Source organism: Achromobacter sp. D7-1, from assembly GCF_059760445.1.
In genome coordinates this window covers 1-18861 of the sequence record NZ_JCBAMT010000058.1, presented here as the reverse complement: position 1 = coordinate 18861, position 18861 = coordinate 1, and the positions used below count along the sequence as shown (strand labels likewise).

The 18861-nt window shown below is 67.3% G+C and carries 16 protein-coding genes and 1 pseudogene; 3 read left to right on the top strand and 14 right to left on the bottom strand.

What is annotated here, in order from left to right:
• The first annotated feature begins 46 nt into the window (after positions 1 to 46).
• Positions 47 to 778, top strand: coding sequence for a 16S rRNA (uracil(1498)-N(3))-methyltransferase (locus AC6LKD_RS22130; RefSeq protein ID WP_498117460.1), 732 nt, complete (start codon positions 47 to 49; stop codon positions 776 to 778).
• 10 nt (positions 779 to 788) lie between these two features.
• On the opposite strand, the gene AC6LKD_RS22125 is transcribed toward AC6LKD_RS22130, so the two are convergent.
• From AC6LKD_RS22125 to AC6LKD_RS22110, 4 genes are all read right to left on the bottom strand, one after another.
• Positions 789 to 1256, bottom strand: coding sequence for a barstar family protein (locus tag AC6LKD_RS22125; protein ID WP_492274572.1), 468 nt, complete (start codon positions 1254 to 1256; stop codon positions 789 to 791).
• On the bottom strand, positions 1253 to 2482 hold the full coding sequence (locus AC6LKD_RS22120; RefSeq protein ID WP_492274571.1) for a patatin-like phospholipase family protein: 1230 nt from the start codon (positions 2480 to 2482) through the stop codon (positions 1253 to 1255). Before AC6LKD_RS22120 ends, AC6LKD_RS22125 begins: the two co-directional genes overlap by 4 nt.
• On the bottom strand, positions 2463 to 4751 hold the full coding sequence (locus AC6LKD_RS22115; RefSeq protein ID WP_498117459.1) for an NADP-dependent malic enzyme: 2289 nt from the start codon (positions 4749 to 4751) through the stop codon (positions 2463 to 2465). The genes AC6LKD_RS22120 and AC6LKD_RS22115 overlap by 20 nt, the downstream gene beginning before the upstream one ends.
• A gap of 142 nt (positions 4752 to 4893) precedes the next feature.
• Complete coding sequence (locus AC6LKD_RS22110; RefSeq protein ID WP_498117457.1) at positions 4894 to 5781, bottom strand: FAD-binding protein; 888 nt, start codon at positions 5779 to 5781, stop codon at positions 4894 to 4896.
• A gap of 43 nt (positions 5782 to 5824) precedes the next feature.
• On the opposite strand from AC6LKD_RS22110, the gene AC6LKD_RS22105 reads away from it, so the two are divergent.
• Positions 5825 to 6985 carry a pyridoxal phosphate-dependent aminotransferase gene (locus AC6LKD_RS22105; RefSeq protein ID WP_498117456.1) on the top strand — a complete coding sequence of 387 codons (1161 nt, stop codon included), beginning with the start codon at positions 5825 to 5827 and terminating at the stop codon, positions 6983 to 6985.
• A 58-nt stretch (positions 6986 to 7043) separates the two neighbouring features.
• Here the strand turns inward: AC6LKD_RS22105 and AC6LKD_RS22100 are convergent, their stop codons facing one another.
• A complete protein-coding gene (locus AC6LKD_RS22100) occupies positions 7044 to 7865 on the bottom strand; it encodes a lytic transglycosylase domain-containing protein (protein ID WP_013395734.1) in 822 nt (273 codons plus the stop codon).
• Between the two features lie 82 nt (positions 7866 to 7947).
• Between AC6LKD_RS22100 and ubiD the strand changes: the two genes are divergently transcribed.
• Positions 7948 to 9492, top strand: a complete 1545-nt coding sequence (gene ubiD, locus AC6LKD_RS22095) for a 4-hydroxy-3-polyprenylbenzoate decarboxylase (RefSeq protein WP_013395735.1) — start codon at positions 7948 to 7950, stop codon at positions 9490 to 9492.
• 66 nt (positions 9493 to 9558) lie between these two features.
• On the opposite strand, the gene AC6LKD_RS22090 is transcribed toward ubiD, so the two are convergent.
• The 9 genes and pseudogenes from AC6LKD_RS22090 to AC6LKD_RS22050 form a co-directional block, all read right to left on the bottom strand.
• Positions 9559 to 9927 carry a hypothetical protein gene (locus AC6LKD_RS22090; RefSeq protein ID WP_013395737.1) on the bottom strand — a complete coding sequence of 123 codons (369 nt, stop codon included), beginning with the start codon at positions 9925 to 9927 and terminating at the stop codon, positions 9559 to 9561.
• A gap of 3 nt (positions 9928 to 9930) precedes the next feature.
• Complete coding sequence (locus tag AC6LKD_RS22085) at positions 9931 to 10347, bottom strand: phage holin family protein (RefSeq protein ID WP_013395738.1); 417 nt, start codon at positions 10345 to 10347, stop codon at positions 9931 to 9933.
• 69 nt (positions 10348 to 10416) lie between these two features.
• The gene (locus tag AC6LKD_RS22080; RefSeq protein WP_013395739.1) at positions 10417 to 10734 is read right to left on the bottom strand and encodes an ElaB/YgaM/YqjD family protein; all 318 of its coding nucleotides are present in this window, start codon (positions 10732 to 10734) and stop codon (positions 10417 to 10419) included.
• A gap of 83 nt (positions 10735 to 10817) precedes the next feature.
• Positions 10818 to 11543, bottom strand: coding sequence for a hypothetical protein (locus tag AC6LKD_RS22075; protein WP_013395740.1), 726 nt, complete (start codon positions 11541 to 11543; stop codon positions 10818 to 10820).
• A gap of 126 nt (positions 11544 to 11669) precedes the next feature.
• Entirely contained in the window at positions 11670 to 14387 is a 2718-nt protein-coding gene (locus tag AC6LKD_RS22070; protein WP_498117455.1) for a nitrate reductase, read from the bottom strand.
• 18 nt (positions 14388 to 14405) lie between these two features.
• Positions 14406 to 15623 (bottom strand): annotated as a pseudogene (locus AC6LKD_RS22065) (NAD(P)/FAD-dependent oxidoreductase); the annotation flags it as partial.
• A gap of 8 nt (positions 15624 to 15631) precedes the next feature.
• Positions 15632 to 16507: an ABC transporter ATP-binding protein gene (locus AC6LKD_RS22060; protein WP_013395743.1), complete on the bottom strand. Its 876-nt coding sequence runs from the start codon at positions 16505 to 16507 to the stop codon at positions 15632 to 15634.
• A 4-nt stretch (positions 16508 to 16511) separates the two neighbouring features.
• A complete protein-coding gene (gene ntrB / locus AC6LKD_RS22055; RefSeq protein WP_013395744.1) occupies positions 16512 to 17342 on the bottom strand; it encodes a nitrate ABC transporter permease in 831 nt (276 codons plus the stop codon).
• Between the two features lie 13 nt (positions 17343 to 17355).
• Positions 17356 to 18657: a CmpA/NrtA family ABC transporter substrate-binding protein gene (locus tag AC6LKD_RS22050; RefSeq protein WP_498117453.1), complete on the bottom strand. Its 1302-nt coding sequence runs from the start codon at positions 18655 to 18657 to the stop codon at positions 17356 to 17358.
• Positions 18658 to 18861: the final 204 nt, after the last annotated feature.

Below are 18861 nucleotides of genomic sequence, written 5' to 3'. Positions count from 1 at the left end.
GCGGCAAGAAAGTCTTTCTCCACATCAGATCAGTTTGCGCACATTCATGTCAGCCCCCCGTTTCTTCTGCGACATCCCCCTGACCGCCGGCGCCCGCGTGGCGCTGCCGGACGCCTTGGCGCACCATGCGCTGCGCGTGCTCCGGCTGCGCGCGGGCGAAGCCGTGGCGCTGTTCAACGGCCAGGGCGGCGAATATCCCGCCACCCTCGAAGTGGACGGCAAGGCCGGCTTTGCCCAACTGGGCCAATTCCTGCCGCGCGAGGCTGAACTGGCCGGACGCATTACTTTGGTGCAGGGGCTGCCCTCCGGGGACAAGATGGACTGGGTGGTGGAGAAGGCCGTGGAGCTGGGCGCCGCGCGCGTCTGCCCCATCGCCGCCCAGCGCAGCGTGCTGCAATTGTCGGGCCCCCGGCTCGACAAGCGCGTGGCGCACTGGCAGCGCATCGCGCAATCCGCCAGCGAACAATGCGGCCGCAACCGGCTGATGGCGGTGGACGCCCCGCTCACGCTGGCCGACTGGCTGCAACAGCCCGCCGATGGCCTGCGGCTAATGTGTCATCCCGAAGCGAGTGACGACCTTGCCGGCGCGCTGCGTGCCGTGCCGAACCTGCAGGCCCTGACCTTGCTGGTGGGGCCCGAAGGCGGATGGTCGGACAAGGAATTGGCCCAGGCCCGCGAGGCGGGCGTGCAGGCCGTGCGCTTCGGCCCCCGGGTGCTGCGCACCGAGACCGCGGGACTGGCGCTGCTGTCGGCGGCCAGCGCGCTGCTGGCCTGGTAGGACGGTCAGATCAGTTGTCTTCGCCGTAGGGCGCTGCCGCCACGCCGGGCTCGGGGTCCGGATGGCGTCCGGCGTGCTCGACGACATACGCAAATACACGACCGTTTTCGCGCGCGAAATCCGCCGCGTCGGAGCAAACGGTTTCGATGCGGCCAGCGTCTTCTTCCAGCGCCGGATCGCCCGAATGCAGCTTGTACAGCCACAGCACCACGCCGGTCTTGTGGTCCAGCACGGTGTCGCACAGGCAGTCGTAGAGCGCGTCCAGGTTGCCGCCGAAGTACTCGGGGAAATCCACTGCCTTGACGATGGCGCGCAGCACCGCGGAACGGCTGCGGGCAGGATCGCAATTGGCGACGAACAGGGCCAGGCCAAGCTCATGGGCGGCATCCACCACGGCCTTCTTGTCCAGCCCGTCATGGGCCAGCGCACCGCCGCGCATCAGCTGCCGCTGCAGAGTAGATTGGCCATTGCGCGTCATGCCTGAGCCCCCTTGAAAAAGGCGATCACTTCGTCGTTACGCTGCATCGTATCGGCATAACCCAGTTCAATCAATCGCTTGGTGTAGCTGGATTCAAATAAGAGGTAGGACATCAGCGACCCGCCGCCGGGACGGTCTGGGTCGGACGATACACCGAGTACGCGGAAAAGGGCACGGGCCTGGGCCGGCATATCCTGCAAATGTTCCAGCGCCATGACATCCAGCGACTGGCTGGGGGTGATCGTCAGGACCTCGATGCGGCGCGCGTGGCCCTGCCCGCCATCCGAACCGGACTGGTCCATCAGGAAGTTGATGCGCTCCAGGCGCTCGACGTCGGCCGACAGGCCGTCCAGGAAAATGCTGGCCAGCGCATGTCCGCCGACCTGGGCCAGCGAGGGATAAGGTGGCGAATCCTCGCGGTTTTCAGGGTGGGTTTCATCGCGGAAACCCGTGCCTATCACCAGCACCCGATGCGCCCCCAGGTGTATGGCCGGACTGATGGGCGCAAGCTGGCGCATCGAGCCGTCGCCGCACCACTCCCCCTTGCCATGCACCTGCACCTGGCGGGCCGGGAAGACGAAGGGAATGGCGGACGAGGCCATCAGGTGGTCGATGCCGATGGGCGTGGGCAGCGCCAGCCGCAGATAGCGGTGCCAGGGTTCGATGGGCGTGTGCGCCTGGTAGAAGGTCAAGTGCTCGCCGCTGGTGTAGCCCGAGGCCGTGATCGCCAACGCCGACAGCGCGCCGCTTTCAAGATTGGTGCGCAGGTGCTGGAAGTCCAGCACCCGCTCCAGCAAGCCCTGCATGGGGCTGTTGTCCAGCAGCGAATGGGGCCGCTTGCGCGTCAGGCCCGAGTACATCCACCCCAGCGACAGCAAGCCCAGCCAGCGCACGCCGGTACGGATCAGGCCGGGCGCATCGGCCCGGTAGATCATGTCGGTATTCAGGGAGGACCACAGCCGGCGGATGCGGCGCACGCCCAGATGGGGCCGATCGGCGCGGCAGGCCAGCGCGGCGGCGTTGATGGCGCCGGCGGAGGTGCCGCAGATGATGTGGAAAGGATTTTGAAAGCGCGAGTGCCAGTCCGGATCCAGCAACTCCATGATGGCGCTGAGCACGCCCACCTGATAGGCAGCGCGGGCGCCGCCTCCGGTCAGGACCAGGCCGGTCGGCGTGCGCGGGCACGCCGGACCGGGTGGCGTCACATCAACGCGGTGTATTGACATCGACCACCGTCATCGCGGTCATGTTGACGATGCGGCGCACGGTGGAACTGGAGGTCAGGATGTGCACCGGCGCATTCGCGCCCAGCAGGAACGGACCCACCGCCACGTTGCCGCCCGCGGCCGTCTTGAGCAGGTTGTAGGCGATGTTGCCCGAGTCCACGTTCGGGCACACCAGCAGGTTGGCCTGGCCCTTGAGCGTGGACGACGGCAGGATGCGCATGCGCAGCGCTTCATCCAGCGCGCAGTCGCCATGCATCTCGCCGTCGATCTCCAGGTCCGGCGCGGCCTGGCGCACCAGTTCGAGCGCGCGGCGCATCTTCGCGCCCGAGGCCGAACTGCCCGAACCGAAGTTCGAACGCGACAGCAGCGCGATCTTGGGCGCCAGATACATGCGGCGCATCTCGTTGGCGGCGGCGATGGTGAATTCGGCGATCTGCTCGGCCGAGGGTTCGTCGTTGACATGCGTGTCCACCAGCACCACCGTCCGCTCGTTGAGCAGCAGGATGTTCATGGCGGCGTACACATTGTGGCCAGGGCGGCGGCCGATGACTTCGTCCACGAAGCGCAGATGGTCGTGGTACGCGCCCACCGATCCGCAGACCATGCCGTCGGCATCACCCAGGCGCACCATCATCGCGCCGATCAGGGTCATGCGGCGGCGCATTTCCACGCGCGCCATTTCCTTGGTGATGCCACGACGGCACATCAGTTCCCAGTACGTGGTCCAGTACTGGTGGAAGCGCTCGTCGTATTCCGGGTTGGTGACTTCGACGTCCTCGCCCAGGCGCAGCCGCAGGCCCAGCTTTTCGATGCGGGTCAGCAGCACCGACGGACGGCCCACCAGGATGGGACGGGCCAGGCCTTCGTCCACGATCACCTGCACCGCGCGCAGCACGCGCTCGTCCTCGCCTTCGGCAAACACGATGCGGGCCGGAGCGCCTTCGCGCACGATGCGCTTGGCCGCCGAGAACAGCGGCTTCATGAAGGCGCCCGAGTGGTACACGAACTGCTGCAGCTGTTCTTCGTAGGCTTCCAGGTCGGCCAGCGGACGCGTGGCCACGCCGCCTTCCATCGCAGCCTTGGCCACCGCCGGGGCGATGCGCACGATCAGGCGCGGATCGAAAGGCTTGGGAATCAGGTACTCAGGGCCGAACGAAATATCGTAGGTGCCATAGGCCGCCGCCACCACTTCGTTCTGTTCCTCTTCGGCCAGCTCGGCGATGGCGTAGACCGCCGCCTTTTCCATTTCACGCGTGATGGTGGTGGCGCCCACGTCCAGCGCGCCGCGGAAGATGTAGGGGAAGCACAGCACGTTGTTGACCTGGTTCGGATAGTCCGAACGGCCCGTGGCCATGACCACGTCGTCGCGCACCGATTGCGCCAGTTCCGGCAGGATCTCGGGCGTGGGATTGGCCAGCGCCAGGATCAGCGGGCGCGGGCCCATCGCCGCGACCATCTCGGGCTTGAGCACGCCGCCGGCCGACAGGCCCAGGAACACGTCGGCGTCCTGGATCACTTCGGCCAGCTTGCGCGCGTCCGTCTTCTGCGCGAAGCGCGCCTTGTCCGGGTCCATCAGCACGGTGCGGCCTTCGTAGACCACGCCTTCGATGTCGGTGACCCAGACATTTTCCAGCGGCAGGCCCAGGTCCACCATCAGGTCCAGGCAGGCCAGCGCGGCGGCGCCGGCGCCCGAGGTCACTACCTTGACCTGCTTGATGTCCTTGCCCACGACTTTCAGGCCGTTGATGAAGGCGGCCGACACGCAGATCGCGGTGCCGTGCTGGTCGTCATGGAAGACCGGGATCTTCATGCGCTCGCGCAGCTTGCGCTCGACGGTGAAGCACTCCGGGGCCTTGATGTCTTCGAGGTTGATGCCGCCGAAAGTCGCTTCCAGGCCAGCGATGATCTCGACCAGCTTGTCCGGATCGGTCTCGTTGATTTCGATGTCGAAGACGTCCAGGCCGGCGAACTTCTTGAACAGCACCGCCTTGCCTTCCATCACCGGCTTGGAGGCCAGCGCGCCGATGTTGCCCAGGCCCAGCACCGCGGTGCCGTTGGTGATCACGCCCACCAAGTTGCCGCGCGCCGTGTAGCGGTACACATTGGCCGGATCGGCAACGATTTCTTCACAGGCTGCCGCCACGCCGGGCGAGTACGCCAGGGCCAGGTCGCGCTGATTGGTGAGCTGCTTGGTCGGCGTAACCGAGATTTTGCCGGGGCGACCAAGCTCATGGTATTCAAGGGCGGCTTTGCGGAGATTGGCATCCATAGGGGCGTCTACTGGCTAGAGTGTGTGACACGAAAGGGGGGAATTCTATTCCGATGGCGGACGCCGCGATACCTCGGCAATCCCCGCCTGCCCCTTGGATAAGCATGCGCATCCCATGTTAGCGCCGGCTTACAAATTGTCGCTATTCCGCGATGTGGAATAGGGGAAAACGGCCATCGGGATCGAATAGCGCCTTCACCCGGGAATCCAGCCGGGTGGTAGCCAGGCCGGGCGGCTCGTCCCCGCCCACGGGCGCTTGCGGCGCGGGCGCGGCCTCAGCCAGCGTCACCGCCTGCACCCAGGCCAGCGTGCCGCCGTGTCCCAGCAGCAGATGCGCCAGGTTGACGGTGGCGGGCGCTTCCGGCTTCAGGGCGTCCAGCCGGTAGCGGCCCAGCCAGCGCTCGCCGTCCCGGGTGGCGAAGGCATCGCCGCCCGAAGCCAGCTGGAACAACGCCGGGATCAGGCGCTGCACCGTGGCGGAACGCAGGGGCTGGACGTCCGACTCGCCGAAGGGTCCCAGGGTTTCCTCGATGCCGTCCGCCAGCATCACGTCCAGGGCCAGCACCCCCGAGTCCGCGCAGCGCCCGGCGGGCCAGTTGGCCTTGGCCGCCAGCCACGCGGCCAGCGTCAGGTCCGCGGGCAGGCCGACGAACTGCCTCAACCCGGCCTCGGCCAGCGCCGCCACCAACGTCCCAGGCTGCGCGCGCCAGCGCCCGGTATCGCCGGACAGGCGCACCAGCCCGGTCAGGGCGGACGGATCCACCCGCAGGAGCGGGCCGCGGGTCGCCTCGAACGGTCCTTCGGCTCCCGCCAGCGCCAGCGTCACGCGGTATTCGGCGCAAAGCGTGCGCGCATGCGCCAGGTCCGCGTCCCGAGCCGCTGCCAGCACGCCGCGGGGGCCGCCCTCTTCCGCCTCGCCCAGATCTCGGACGGATCCCTGGCAGAGCAGGGCCAGCCGCTCCATGAAGGCCGACCACGGACTGCGGGCCGGACGACGGCCCAGGAGGAAAGCGCGCCGGGATGGCTGCATGACTACAATTCCTTTTTCGCTACGAAACGCCTTCGAGAATCCGATGCCCCGCCTTGCCCATCGCACCAATGATTTCCTGACCTTCCAGGTAATGGAACTATTCAAGCAGGCGCAAGCGCTGCAGGCGGCGGGCAAGGACATTATCAGCCTGGGCATCGGCGAACCGGACTTTACCGCGCCCCCCCAGGTCGTGGAAGCGCTGGAGCGCGCGGCGCGCGCCGGCCTCAGCGGCTACAGCCCCTCGGCCGGCCTGACGCCGCTGCGCGAGGCCATCGCCCAGTTCTACCACGAGCAGTTCGGCACCCGGATCAATCCGGCCCGCGTCATCGTCACCGCGGGCGCCTCCGGCGCCCTGACGCTGGCCTGCGCAGCGCTGGTCAACCAGGGCGGCGAAGTGCTGATGCCGGATCCGTCCTACCCCGCCAACAGTAATTTCGTGCTGGCGGCGGGGGGCGTGCCGCGCCTGATCCCCAGCACGGCGGCCAAGCGCTTCCAACTGTCGGCGCATGACGTGGGCAGCCACTGGACGCCCGCCACCCAGGGGGTGCTGGTCGCCTCGCCCAGCAACCCCACCGGCACGTCCATCGACCACGGCGAACTGGCCGAACTGCTGGCGCAGGTCCGCGCCCGCGACGGCTTCGCCATCGTCGATGAAATCTATCTGGGCCTGTCCTACGAAGGCCAACCGCGCTCGGCCCTGACCCTGGACGACGACGTCATCGTCATCAACAGCTTCTCGAAGTACTTCCACATGACAGGCTGGCGCCTGGGCTGGATGATCGTGCCCGAGGACATGGTGGCGCCGGTGGAGAAAATCGCCGCCAGCCTGGCGATCTGCGCGCCCACGCTGGCGCAGCACGCTGCGCTGGCCTGCTTCTCGCCGGGCGCCATGAAGACCTTCGAGCACCGCCGCGAAGCCTTCAAGCAGCGCCGCGACTACCTGCTGCCGGAATTCGAGCGCCTGGGCATCCAGGTGCCGGTCAAGCCGGACGGCGCTTTCTATATCTATGCCGACATCGCCAACCTGGGCATGGACAGCGCCGCGTTCTCGCAGCGCCTGCTGCTGGAAGCCGGCGTGGCCGCCGTGCCGGGCCTGGACTTCGGGCCGGCCCACGGCGGCCACACCATGCGCTTTTCCTACGCCACCGGCCTGGACCGGCTGGAGGAGGCGGTCGCCCGCATCGGCCGCCTGCTGCAAGGCTGACCCCAAAAACAAAGCGCGTCCGCAGGGGACGCGCTTTGCAATCAGGCCGGGCCGTCTATCAGTCGCGCGCCAGCGCGATGCCGGAGGCCAGCGCCAGGCGGCGGCGTTCCGCCTGAACCTTGGCGCCATAGCCGTTGTCGTCCGGTCCCGTGGAACCCACGTAACAGGCCAGGCCGCCATCCACCGAACCGCGGCGGTTGATGCAGTCGCGCAGGATAGTGGCGCCCACGCCGATATTGGCGGCGGGATCCAGCGCGGTCTTGCCGACCGCGTCGAATTTGTCCTGGTGCACGCTGGTCATCACCTGCATCAGCCCCTGGGCGCCCACATGGCTTTCGGCCAGAGGGTTGTAGCGGGACTCGATGGCGATCACGGCCAGCACCAGCAGCGGGTCCAGCTGCTTTTCGCGGCTGACCTTGTACACGACGTTCAAGAGCGGGCCGGTGGCGTCGTAGGCGACCTTGTACTTGCGCGAAATATAGTTGCGCAAGGCTTCCGCCTGAGGACCGGTGGCGGTCATCACGGCAGGCTTCTTGGGCGCCGGAGGGGCGACACGGGCGGGCCCCAGCATGCCGGTGGCATTGCTGGCGGGGGCAGTGGGAACGGCCATGGCAATTGCCGACGCACTGTCGGAACCCAGTTCGGAACCGGCTTCGGATTCGACGCCGGTTTGCATGGATGAAGGCGCTAGGGCGGTCAACAAGGCTTTGTGCACTTGCAATGCCTGGTCGCGCAAACCAGGCAGGGCGAATCCCATGCTTACCGTCACAATGACCGCAATGCCCAGATAAACGGAGCAGATGCGCAGGGACTCGGCAAGATATTGGTGCACTCCTTGGGCCAGGCTTCGGAACAGGCTGGCCACTGACGCATCGGGCATAAAACCTCCTGCGTTAAAAAAGAGGGAGTCAATGTTAACCTCTCTGTCTACCCAACATGTAACCAAATAGCTGGGATCTGTAGTGAAATACCGCGACCTTAGAGACTTCATCGCCCAACTTGAACGCATGGGCGAGCTCAGACGCATCGCTGCGCCGGTGTCCACCCGGCTGGAAATGACTGAAATATCGGACCGTGTCCTGCGCGCGGAAGGGCCCGCCCTGCTGTTTGAAAACGCGCAGCACAACGGGCAGCCCGCGCAGATGCCGGTGCTGACCAACCTGTTCGGCACCCCGGCCCGCGTGGCCCGCGGCATGGGCGCCGACGACGTCAGCGCCCTGCGCGACATCGGCGAACTGCTGGCATCGCTGCGCGAACCCGAAGCGCCCAAGGGCCTGCGCGACGCGCTGGCCAAGGTCTCGATGCTGAAGTCCGCGCTGTGGGACATGAGCCCCAAGAACGTCAAAAGCCCCGCCTGCCAGGAAATCGTCTGGGAAGGCAAGGACGTGGACCTGAACCGCCTGCCGATCCAGACCTGCTGGCCCGGCGACGTCGCGCCGCTCCTGACCTGGGGCCTGGTAATCACGCGCGGCCCCAACGCGCGCCGCCAGAACCTGGGCATCTACCGCCAGCAACTGCTGGGCCCCAACAAACTGATCATGCGCTGGCTGTCGCACCGCGGCGGCGCGCTGGACTTCCGCGACCACGCCCTGGCACATCCCGGCACGCCCTTCCCCATCGCCGTCGCCCTGGGCGCCGATCCGGCCACCACGCTGGGCGCGGTCACGCCCGTGCCCGACAGCCTGTCCGAATACCAGTTCGCGGGCCTGCTGCGCGGTTCCCGCACCGAGGTCGCCAAGGCCCTGGGCAGCGACCTGTCCGTGCCGGCCTGGGCGGAAATCGTGCTGGAAGGCCATCTGCTGCCGTCCTCCGACCCGCGCGCCATCGCGCCGGTCGTGCCCGAAGGCGTCAACCCGCCGCCGAATACCGATTACGAAATGGCGCTGGAAGGCCCCTATGGCGACCATACCGGCTACTACAACGAGCAGGACTGGTTCCCCGTCTTCACGGTGGAGCGGATAACGATGCGGCGCAATCCCATCTACCACTCCACCTACACCGGCAAGCCGCCAGACGAGCCCGCGGTGCTGGGCGTGGCGCTCAACGAGGTCTTCGTGCCGCTGCTGCGCCGCCAGTTGCCGGAAATCGTGGACTTCTACCTGCCGCCGGAAGGCTGCAGCTACCGCCTGGCGGTGGTCTCGATCCGCAAGCAATACGCCGGCCACGCCAAGCGCGTCATGTTCGGCCTGTGGAGCATCCTGCGCCAGTTCATGTACACCAAGTTCATCGTGGTGGTGGACGAGGACATCAACCCGCGCGACTGGAAGGAAGTGGTGTGGGCGATGACCACCCGCATGGATCCGGTGCGCGACACCTTGCTGGTGGAGAACACCCCCATCGACTATCTGGATTTCGCCTCGCCGGTATCCGGCCTGGGCGGCAAGATGGGCATGGACGCCACCAACAAATGGCCTGGCGAGACCAACCGCGAATGGGGCACGCCTATCGCCATGGATGCGGACGTCAAGAAGCGGGTGGATGAGATGTGGGGGCAGTTGGGCCTTTGAGTTCCGGGCTCGCACCATAAAAAAACCCGCCTGCATGGCGGGTTTTTATTGGGCAAAGCCGCAGCGTCAGCGTTGGCCAGTCGCCGCATCATCATCGCGCCGCGAGTTCTGCCAGGCCTTGAACAATTGCCAGCCGACAAAGGCGCCGCCGGCGATCTTCAAGAGCTTGGAGCGCTTGCCGCCGCGCATGATCATGGCGGACAGCGATGAGCTGACGATGGGATAGCGCCGCGCCAGGCTGATTGCCTGCAAGGCCCAGCGCGATGCGCCGCCCGAGGCCAGGCCCGGCAGCAGTCCCTTGAGGAGCGCGGCAGGTTCCAGCTTGCGTCCGGTTGACGCGATGCTTTGCGCCAGCGATTCGCGTTCGATGGCGGCGCGGGCGCGCAGCAATTCGATGCGCACGGCGCGGTCGACGGTGGGAGACCTTTTCGTCATGCTTCAGCCCTCCTCGCGCCGGCGCGCCTGCGCTTCGTCGTCGTCCTGCGCGTCGCGCACCCGCTCCAGCAGTTCGGCGTCGCGCCCGAGCTCTTCGAGCGTGGCGGAGAACGGCGGCGCGCCATAGACCAGCCCGTGGCGCACCGCCACCAGCAAGGCCACGCCGACCAGACCGTAGAAACCCGCCAGCAGGCCCAGGGCCAGATAGCGGTCTTCAGTGGGCCAGAACGCCACCGCGACCGTGACGGTGAAGACCAGCACCGCCAGCGTCAGGAACAGCAGCGCAGCAAACGCCATGCCCAAAAGCTTGAGCAGGCGCGCTTTTTCGTCCGCCGCTTCCAGCGCCAGCAATTCCAGGCGCGTGCGCAACAGCCCGACCACGCTGGAGGCAACGCCGAAAACAGATTTTCGTAGACCCATGGCTGAAAAGGACGCCGGGCGGGAAGCGCGGCCTTGCGCCCGCGCCGCCCGCCCGGATGTCCTGCCCTATCAGCGGCGGCTGATCAGCAAGCCAAGCAGCAGGCCGGTCACGCCTGCGATGCCAATGGCTTGCCAGGGATTGTCGTGCACGTAGTCATCGGTCGCGCGGGCAGCCTTGCGGCCGCGTTCCAGCACGGCGTCCTGTGCTTCGTACAGGGCTTCGCGCGTGCGCTTCAGGGACGTCAGCGCGCGGTCGCGCAATTCGTTGGCCTTGTCGCCCGTGCTGCTGGCGGCTTCGCGCAGCAGGCTTTCGGCGTCATTCAGGCTGGACTTGACACTGTCGATGAGTTTTTCTTTTGCGACTTCTTCGGATTTTCTCGTGGCCATTATTTGAGCTCCTGTTGTGTGTCAATGACGGAACCATCATACCAGCCGCCATGCGGGACACACGGCGCGCTTGCTACGGGGTGCTACTTGATTTGCGTAATCTCAACGGCGGACTTGACGCCGCCCTGATCGATGTCCTGCTTCATCACCAGATTGATCGCCGGACAGTACCAGTCCGTCACGGTGGTGTTCATGCCCGGGATGGGAATGGTCAACCCCTGGAACGTGGCCATGGTGGGATCGGAGTTGCGGGTGTAGGTGATCGGATGGCAGGACTGCGAGCCCAGGGCCGTCTTCACCGACGTCTTCTGACCCACGGTTTTCTCGCCGATGCGCACGGTGGTGCTGGGCTGGCCGCCCACCGGCGCTTCCTTGCCGATCTTCAGACGGAAGGACGAGCCGGGCAGCTTCTGGCCGGCGCTAAGCTGGCCGTCATAGGCGAAGAGACCCAGCATGCGCAGGTCGAACTGACCTTCGGAAGGCTTGGGCGCTTCGCCCGCGCTGGCATAGCGCAGAAAGGTGGCCTGGCCGCCCTTGACCGTCATCAGGTAGTCCAGCTTGGACTTGCCTGGCGGCAGGCCGGCATAACTGAACGTGGCCACGCCTTGCACGCGCGCGCGGCAGTTGTCGCCATTGCTTTTTGTAACTTCGGCGAAGGTCAAGTCGGCGCCCAGCGCCAGGTTGCCGGTGCCGGTCAGTTGCACCGCGCCGCCGTCATGCATGAACTGCGCATCGCACACGCCGGCCTGCGCCGCAGCGGCCGCGCCCAGCGCGCCCACCGTAAAAACCAGGGATGCCATTTTTCGCATCGTCACAAGCCACTCCATGAATCCGGAAAAAACCGCCCGCGCCTGGCGCAGGGTTGGCTTGATACTACACCGGTTGCAAAGCCCGGCGCGTGTCGGAACGTGTCGGCGCGGCCGTGCCAGCGGCGGCTACGCAGGGGTGCCAGCAAGTGCGGCGCGGCTGATCAGCGCCTGGATCTCCGGCACGCAGGAACCGCAGCCGGTGCCGCAGCCCAGGGTGGATTTCAAGGCCGCCAGATCGCAGCCTTGAGCGATGCCGGCCAGGATCGCGGCCTCGCTCACGCCGTTGCAGACGCAGACCGCGCGCGAGCGGACGGCCCCCGCGATCCGCCCCGTCAGCAGCGCCGCCACGCTGGCCGGCGCATCGCCGCCGCCGGCCCAGGACAGCAGCGCATCCTGCGCCCGCAGGTCGCCGGCCAGCAGGAAGCCATGCAAGGCGCCATGCGCCACCCTGACCCTGCGCATCTGGCCGCGCGCGGGGTCGTCGAAAGCCACATCGGGCTCGAGCAGGCCCAGCGCATCCGCCATCGCTGCCAGCTCCTGCGCCGGCGGCGCGGCGCAGGCCGCCAGGCGCATGCGCACGCCGCCCGCGCCCACCGGCAGGACCACCGCGTAGTCGAAGCGCCGCAGCCACGGCGCCAGCCGCGCGCGCAGCGTGGCGCCGTCGCCCTGCAGCCAGCCGGCCGCCTGCCACGCCAGGCCGGCCGGTTCCGCGGACACGGCGCAGTGCTTGAGTTCGGGCTGGCGCGAAATGGGATCGGCGGCCGGATTGGTCAGCGCATTCACCCCCAGCCCGGCCATATAGGCGCTGCCCCAATGCATGGGCAGGAACACCTGCCCAGGCGCCAGCGCATCATCCGCCTGCACGGGTAGCACCACACTACCCCGGCGCGAGGCCAGCCTGGCCAGCGCGCCGGGCGCCAGCGCCAACCGGCGCATATCCTCGGGATGCATGGACACCCAGGGTTCCTCGACATGCTGCGTCAGCGCCCGGGCCAGGGACGTGCGCGCCATGGTGTGCCAGTGGTCGCGCAGGCGGCCGGTAGTGAGCCGCAGCGGATACTGCGGCGTAATGGCTTCAGCGGCCGGCCGGTACTCCACGTCGCAGAACCGCGCGCGTCCGCTGGCGGTGGGAAACACCCCATTGGCATACAGGCGCGCCGTGCCTTGCCCTTGCCGGTAGGGCCATTGCTGCGGCCCGTGCGCGTGCAGTGTCGCGTAATCCAGCGCGCTGTAGTCCAGGTCCCGGCCCGCCGTCGTACGGGCATGCTCGGCAAAGACTTCGCTTTCATCCCGGTAGGCGAACAGCGCCGCCTTGTGCGGGGCCATGCGGGCAGCCAGGCGCAGCGCGACCGCCTGCGCCAAGCGCCAGTCCGGCTGCGCATCGCCTGGCGGATCGATCGCCGCGCGCACGCGGCTGATGCGCCGTTCCGAATTGGTGACCGTGCCGGATTTCTCGGGCCAGGTCGCAGCCGGCAGCACCAGGTCGGCGTAAGCCAGCGTTTCGGTGCCTGCGTACGCCTCCTGCACGATGACGAACTCGGCGCGCTCCAGCGCCGCGCGAACCCGGGCCTGATCCGGCAAGGACTGCGCCGGGTTAGTGGCCGCGATCCACAGCACCTTGATGCGCCCTTCCAGCACCGCGTCGAACATCTCCAGCGCGGTGGCGCCCGGCGCCTGCGGCAAGGCGTCCACGCCCCACAACGCGGCGGTTTCCGCGCGATCCGAGGGCGATGCGGGATCGCGGTGGCCCGGCAGCAGCGTGGCCATGCCGCCGGCCTCCCGGCCGCCCATCGCATTGGGTTGCCCCGTCAGCGAGAATGGCCCCGCGCCCGGCTTGCCGATCTGCCCGGTCGCCAGATGCAGGTGTATCAGCGCGGCGTTCTTGTCGGTGCCGCTGGTCGACTGGTTCAAGCCCATGGTGTAGAGCGACAGCGCCGCGCCCGCCGCGCCGAACCAACGCGCCGCCTGGACGATGTCCGCTGCCGGCACGCCGCAGATCGCCTGCGCCGCTTGCGGCGTGTACTGCCGCGCACGCTGCATCAGCGCCTCGAAGCCCTCGGTATGGCGCTGGATGTAGCCGTGGTCCAGCAAGCCCTCCTGCTCCATGACATTGAGCATGGCGTGGAACAGAGCCACGTCGGTGCCTGGCGCCAACTGCAGGTGGAGGTCGGCGAACGCCGCGGTATCGGTGCGCCGCGGGTCCGCGACGATCACCTTCATGCCCGGGCGCAGCGCCCGCGCGGCCTCCAGCCGCCGGAACAGCACGGGATGCGCATACGCCATATTGGAGCCGGCGATCAGCACCGTGTCCGCCAGGTCCAGGTCTTCGTAGCAGGCGGGCGGCGCATCCGCGCCCAGGGTGCGCTTGTAGCCCGACACCGCGCTGGACATGCACAGGCGCGAATTGGTGTCGATGTTGTTGGTGCCGGCCAGCGCGCGCGCCAGCTTGTTGAAAACGGCGTAGTCCTCGGTCAGCAACTGCCCCGACAGATAGAAGCCCACGGCGTCCGGCCCATGCCGCGCAATCGTGTCGCCCAGCTTGGCCGCCGCGATATCCAGCGCCTGCTCCAGCGCGATGCTGCGCATGGCCTGGCCGCGCGTCTCGCGCCATTGCGCCGACAGCACCCGCGCGCCGTCGCGCCGCACCGTGTCCGCCAACGCCAGGCCTTTGCTGCACAGCCTGCCGCGGTTGGCGGGATGCTGCTCGTCGCCGCGCACGCGCAGCATGGCGCCATCGCGCGTCTCTACCCGCACGCCGCAGCCGGTGCCGCAATAGCAGCATACCGACGCCACTTCGCGCACGCCTTGCGGCGCCGCGTCCACGATATCGATCCGGCGAGCCATGGGCGCATCCATTTCCTATTCCCCCGCCGCGCCTTCGCCCTGCATGAGCCGCTCGCGCAGGGCGCCGATGCGTCGGCCCTCGCGGATCAGCCGCACATACCAGGCGCTGTCCGCCGTGTCGCCGTACAGGCAGGCGCCCACCAGCTTGTCGTCGCGGATCACCAGTTTCTTGTAGACGCCGCCCGGGGTATCGGCCAGCGTGATCGCTTCGGTCTGCTCGCCTCCCGCGAAATCGCCGGCGGAAAACAGGTCGATGCCGGTGACCTTGAGACGGGTCGAAGTCACGCTGCCTTGGTAGCGCCCGATGCCATGCAGCGCCAGGTGATTGGCCGCCACCTTTGCCTGTTCGTACAGGGGCGCGACCAGCCCGTAGGCGGTGCCGCGATGGCTCACGCATTCGCCCACGGCGTAGATGCGCGGGTCGTAGGTCTGCAAGGTATCGCTGACCACCACGCCGCGGTTCACGTGCAGGCCGCAACGCTCGGCCAGTTCGGTGTTGGGCCTGACGCCCACAGCCATCACCACCAGGTCCGCCGGAATCTCTTCGCCGTCCGCGAAGCGCAGCGCGCGCACTCGTCCGTCGGTCCCGCCCAGGATCTCGCGGGTCTGGCGTCCCAGCAGGAACTTCAGGCCACGCGCCTCCAGGCCACGGCGCAGCATGGTTGCGGCGCCTTCGTCCAGCTGCCGGTCCAGCAGCGATTCCCCCAGATGCACCACGGACACGTCCATGCCGCGCGCGGCCAGGCCGTTGGCTGCCTCCAGGCCCAGCAGGCCGCCGCCTATCACCACCGCGTGCCGGTAGCGCGATGACGCCTCTATCATCCGGTTCACGTCGCCGATATCGCGAAAGGCGATGACGCCGTCCAGATCGCTACCGGGCACCGGCAGAATGAACGGATTCGAGCCCGTGGCCAGCAGCAGCCGGTCATAGGGCGCCTCGGTGCCATCATCCGCCTGTACCACCCGGCGTGCGCGATTCACGGCGACCACCTTGCGCTCGAGCAGCAGACGAATGCCGTGGCGGGCGTACCAGTCCTCGTCATTAAGCACGATGTCCCGCAAGCTCTGCTCGCCCGTCAGCACCGGCGACAGCAGGATGCGGTTGTAGTTGGGATACGGCTCGGCGCCGAACACCGTGATCTCGTACAGATCGGGCGCCAGCTTCAGCAGTTCTTCCAGCGTGCGCATGCCCGCCATGCCGTTGCCGACCACCACCAGCTTCTGCTTCGCATCCATGGCTGCCTCTAGGCGGCTGCGCGCGATGCGCCGGCCTCGGCCAGCGGCTGCGGGTCGACCGTCAGGGCCGCATTGGCCTGGTGCGCCGCCTGCGAACGCTCCGGGTTGCCATGGCGGCGATGCAGAAAATCCACCACCGCGGCGCGGCACGCCAGATAGTCCGCGTCATTGGCCAGCCGCACGCGGTCGCGCGGCCGGGACAAAGGCACCGGCAGGATCTCGCCGATGGTCGCAGCCGGGCCATTGGTCAGCATCACGATGCGATCGGACAGCAGCACGGCTTCATCCACGTCGTGCGTGACCATGACAGTGGTGGTGCGCGTCTTGGCGACGATCTTCAGCAACTCGTCCTGCAGATGCGCGCGAGTCAGCGCATCGAGCGCGCCGAAGGGCTCGTCCATCAGCAGCACGCCCGGCTCGATCGCCAGCGCTCGCGCAATGCCCACGCGCTGCTTCATGCCACCGGATATTTCGCGCGGCAGCTTGTTCTGCGCCGGCAACAGGCCCACCAGTTCCAGCGCGGCGCGTGTGCGCTCGTTCAGCTGCGCGCGCTTTTCCGTCGCGCCGAACACCCGTTCCACCGCCAGGTACACGTTCTGGAAGCAGCTCAGCCACGGCAGCAGCGAATGGTTCTGGAACACCACGGCGCGGTCCGGGCCGGGGCCGGTGATCTCGCGCTCGGCGCACAGCAGCACGCCGCTGGTGGGGCGGGTCAGGCCCGCGATGAGATTGAGCAAGGTCGACTTGCCGCAGCCGGAATGGCCGATCAAGGTGATGAACTCGCCCTGTTCCACGGTCAGGTCGATATCGCGCAGCGCCACGAATGCGCCCTTGCGGGTGCTGAACGTCTGACCCACGCGCTCGATGCGTACGTATTTCTTCATGGCGCTATTCCTCGGTATAGGTGAAACGGCGGGCCAGGGCGACCAGCAGGGTTTCCAGCAGCAGCCCCACGATGCCGATCACAAAAATCGCGATGACGATGTGCTCCACTTTCAGGTTGTTCCATTCGTCCCAGAGCCAGAAGCCAATGCCGGTGCCGCCGGTCAGCATTTCCGCCGCCACGATCACCAGCCAGGCGGTGCCGATGGACAGCCGCACGCCGGTCAGCACGTAGGGCAGCACGGCGGGCAGCAGCACCTTGGTGGTTACTTTCCATTCGGACAGGTTCAGCACCCGCGCCACGTTCAGGTAGTCCTGCGGCACGCGCGACACGCCGACCGCGGTGTTGATGATCATGGGCCAGATCGAACAGATGAAAATGGCCCAGATGGCGGCCGGGTTGGCCGCCTTGAACAGCAACAGCCCCAGCGGCAGCCACGCCAGCGGCGACACCGGCCGCAGCAGGCTGACGATGGGCGAGAACATGGCCCGCACCGCCGCATAGCGGCCGATGGCGAAACCCGCCGGAATCCCGATCAGCGCGGCCAGGCCGAAGCCGATCGCCACGCGTTCCAGCGATGCCAGCAGGTTCCAGCCTATGCCTTTGTCATTCGGGCCGTTGTCGTAGAACGGATCGGAAAAGAGTTCGACGGCCGCACGCCAAGTGACGCCGGGCGTGGGAATTTCCGGTATCCGCAGCGCCACCACCTGCCACACCAGCACAAACAATGCGAAGCCCGCCACGGGCCCCACCACGGCCCGCAGCGCGAGCTCCAGGCGTTCACGCCAAAGGGCAATGAATTCATCGCCGCGGCTCATCGTCGTTACGCTAGACATTGCATGCTCCCTTTCAGACCTTGACCTTGAATCCGTCGGCGTAGGACGCAGGGTTGCTGCCGTCCCAGACCACACCGTCTATGAGTTTCGAGCTGCGCATCTCGCTGGCCGGTAGCGGCGCGCCGGCGGCCTGCGCCGCCTGCTTGTAGAGGTCGATGCGGTTGATCTGTTTCGCCACCGCCAGGTAATCGGGATGATCTTTGAGCAGCCCCCAACGCTTGTGCTGGGTGAGGAACCACATGCCATCGCTCAGGTACGGGAAGTTGGCGGAACCATCGGCGTAAAAGCGCATGGCATGCTCGTCGGTCCAGCGCTTGCCCAGCCCGTCCTCGTAGCGGCCCAGCATGCGGTCGACGATGCCGCTGGCGTCCGTGTTGACGTAGGACTTGGCGGCGATGGTCTCGGCGGTTTTCTGGCGGTTGGCGGGCGAGGCGTCGATCCATTTACCGGCCTCGAGTATCGCGGCCGTGACCGCGCGCGCGGTGTTCGGATGGCGCGACACGAAGTCCGCGCTCGTGCCCAGCACCTTCTCGGGGTGATCGGTCCAGATGCCCTGCGAGGTAACGGCCGTGTAGCCGATCTTGTCGAGGATGGCGCGCGCGCCCCAGGGCTCGCCCACGCAATAGCCATCCATGTTGCCCACCCGCATGTTGGCCACCATCTGCGGCGGCGGCACGGTGATGACCTTGGCGTCCTTCATGGGATGGATGCCATAGGAAGCCAGCCAGTAATACAGCCACATCGCGTGCGTGCCGGTGGGAAAGGTCTGCGCAAAGGTGTATTCGCGCTTGTCGGACGCCATCAATTTGGCCAGCGATTCGCCGTCGCGCACGCCCGCTTCCAGCAGCTTGTTCGACAGCGTGATGGCCTGGCCGTTCTGGTTCAGGCTCATCAGCACGGCCATGTCCTTCTTCGGCCCGCCTATGCCCATATGCACGCCGTAGACCATGCCGTACAGCACGTGCGCCATGTCCAGTTCGCCGTTCATGAGCTTGTCGCGCACGGCTGCCCAAGAGGCTTCCTTGGAAGGCGTGATCGTCACGCCGTGCTTCTTGTCCAGGCCCAGCACCGAAGCCATCACGACCGAAGCGCAATCGGTCAGCGGAATGAAGCCGATCTTGACCTCGGTCTTCTCCGGCGCGTCGGTGCCGGCGGCCCAGGCGCCGGCGCGCACCAGCGGGTCGACCAGCGACAGCAGGCTGGCGCCGGCCACCGCGCGCGCCGTGCCGCAGAGCCATTTGCGGCGTCCGGCGTTGGCGCTGAGGTCCCCGCCGGCGGCGGCGTCGGTGGAGGGGCTACGGGTCGATGGCGTCATGCATGGCTCCTGGCAAAAAAAAACGTCCCGCGCGCCATGGATTCCTATCCGGTGGCGCTGCGGAACGTCGTTGTCCCTGACCGCTGATCGCGGCGCGTTGCGTCGGGCCACCTTCATTGGCAGCCCGATTCCACTGAAGCAAATGCTGTGCCAGAAAGAAAAAACCATGGCCCGATGGGCCGCCAGGCCGCGCCTGCGCTGGCG

Bases quoted from the DNA above. Each gene is read 5' to 3' on its own strand.
- AC6LKD_RS22130 (WP_498117460.1), top strand. From the start codon at position 47: ATGTCAGCCCCCCGTTTCTTCTGCGACATCCCCCTGACCGCCGGCGCC.
- AC6LKD_RS22125 (WP_492274572.1), bottom strand. From the start codon at position 1,256: ATGACGCGCAATGGCCAATCTACTCTGCAGCGGCAGCTGATGCGCGGC.
- AC6LKD_RS22120 (WP_492274571.1), bottom strand. From the start codon at position 2,482: ATGTCAATACACCGCGTTGATGTGACGCCACCCGGTCCGGCGTGCCCG.
- AC6LKD_RS22115 (WP_498117459.1), bottom strand. From the start codon at position 4,751: ATGGATGCCAATCTCCGCAAAGCCGCCCTTGAATACCATGAGCTTGGT.
- AC6LKD_RS22110 (WP_498117457.1), bottom strand. From the start codon at position 5,781: ATGCAGCCATCCCGGCGCGCTTTCCTCCTGGGCCGTCGTCCGGCCCGC.
- AC6LKD_RS22105 (WP_498117456.1), top strand. From the start codon at position 5,825: ATGCCCCGCCTTGCCCATCGCACCAATGATTTCCTGACCTTCCAGGTA.
- AC6LKD_RS22100 (WP_013395734.1), bottom strand. From the start codon at position 7,865: ATGCCCGATGCGTCAGTGGCCAGCCTGTTCCGAAGCCTGGCCCAAGGA.
- AC6LKD_RS22090 (WP_013395737.1), bottom strand. From the start codon at position 9,927: ATGACGAAAAGGTCTCCCACCGTCGACCGCGCCGTGCGCATCGAATTG.
- AC6LKD_RS22085 (WP_013395738.1), bottom strand. From the start codon at position 10,347: ATGGGTCTACGAAAATCTGTTTTCGGCGTTGCCTCCAGCGTGGTCGGG.
- AC6LKD_RS22080 (WP_013395739.1), bottom strand. From the start codon at position 10,734: ATGGCCACGAGAAAATCCGAAGAAGTCGCAAAAGAAAAACTCATCGAC.
- AC6LKD_RS22075 (WP_013395740.1), bottom strand. From the start codon at position 11,543: ATGCGAAAAATGGCATCCCTGGTTTTTACGGTGGGCGCGCTGGGCGCG.
- AC6LKD_RS22070 (WP_498117455.1), bottom strand. From the start codon at position 14,387: ATGGCTCGCCGGATCGATATCGTGGACGCGGCGCCGCAAGGCGTGCGC.
- AC6LKD_RS22060 (WP_013395743.1), bottom strand. From the start codon at position 16,507: ATGAAGAAATACGTACGCATCGAGCGCGTGGGTCAGACGTTCAGCACC.
- ntrB (WP_013395744.1), bottom strand. From the start codon at position 17,342: ATGTCTAGCGTAACGACGATGAGCCGCGGCGATGAATTCATTGCCCTT.
- AC6LKD_RS22050 (WP_498117453.1), bottom strand. From the start codon at position 18,657: ATGACGCCATCGACCCGTAGCCCCTCCACCGACGCCGCCGCCGGCGGG.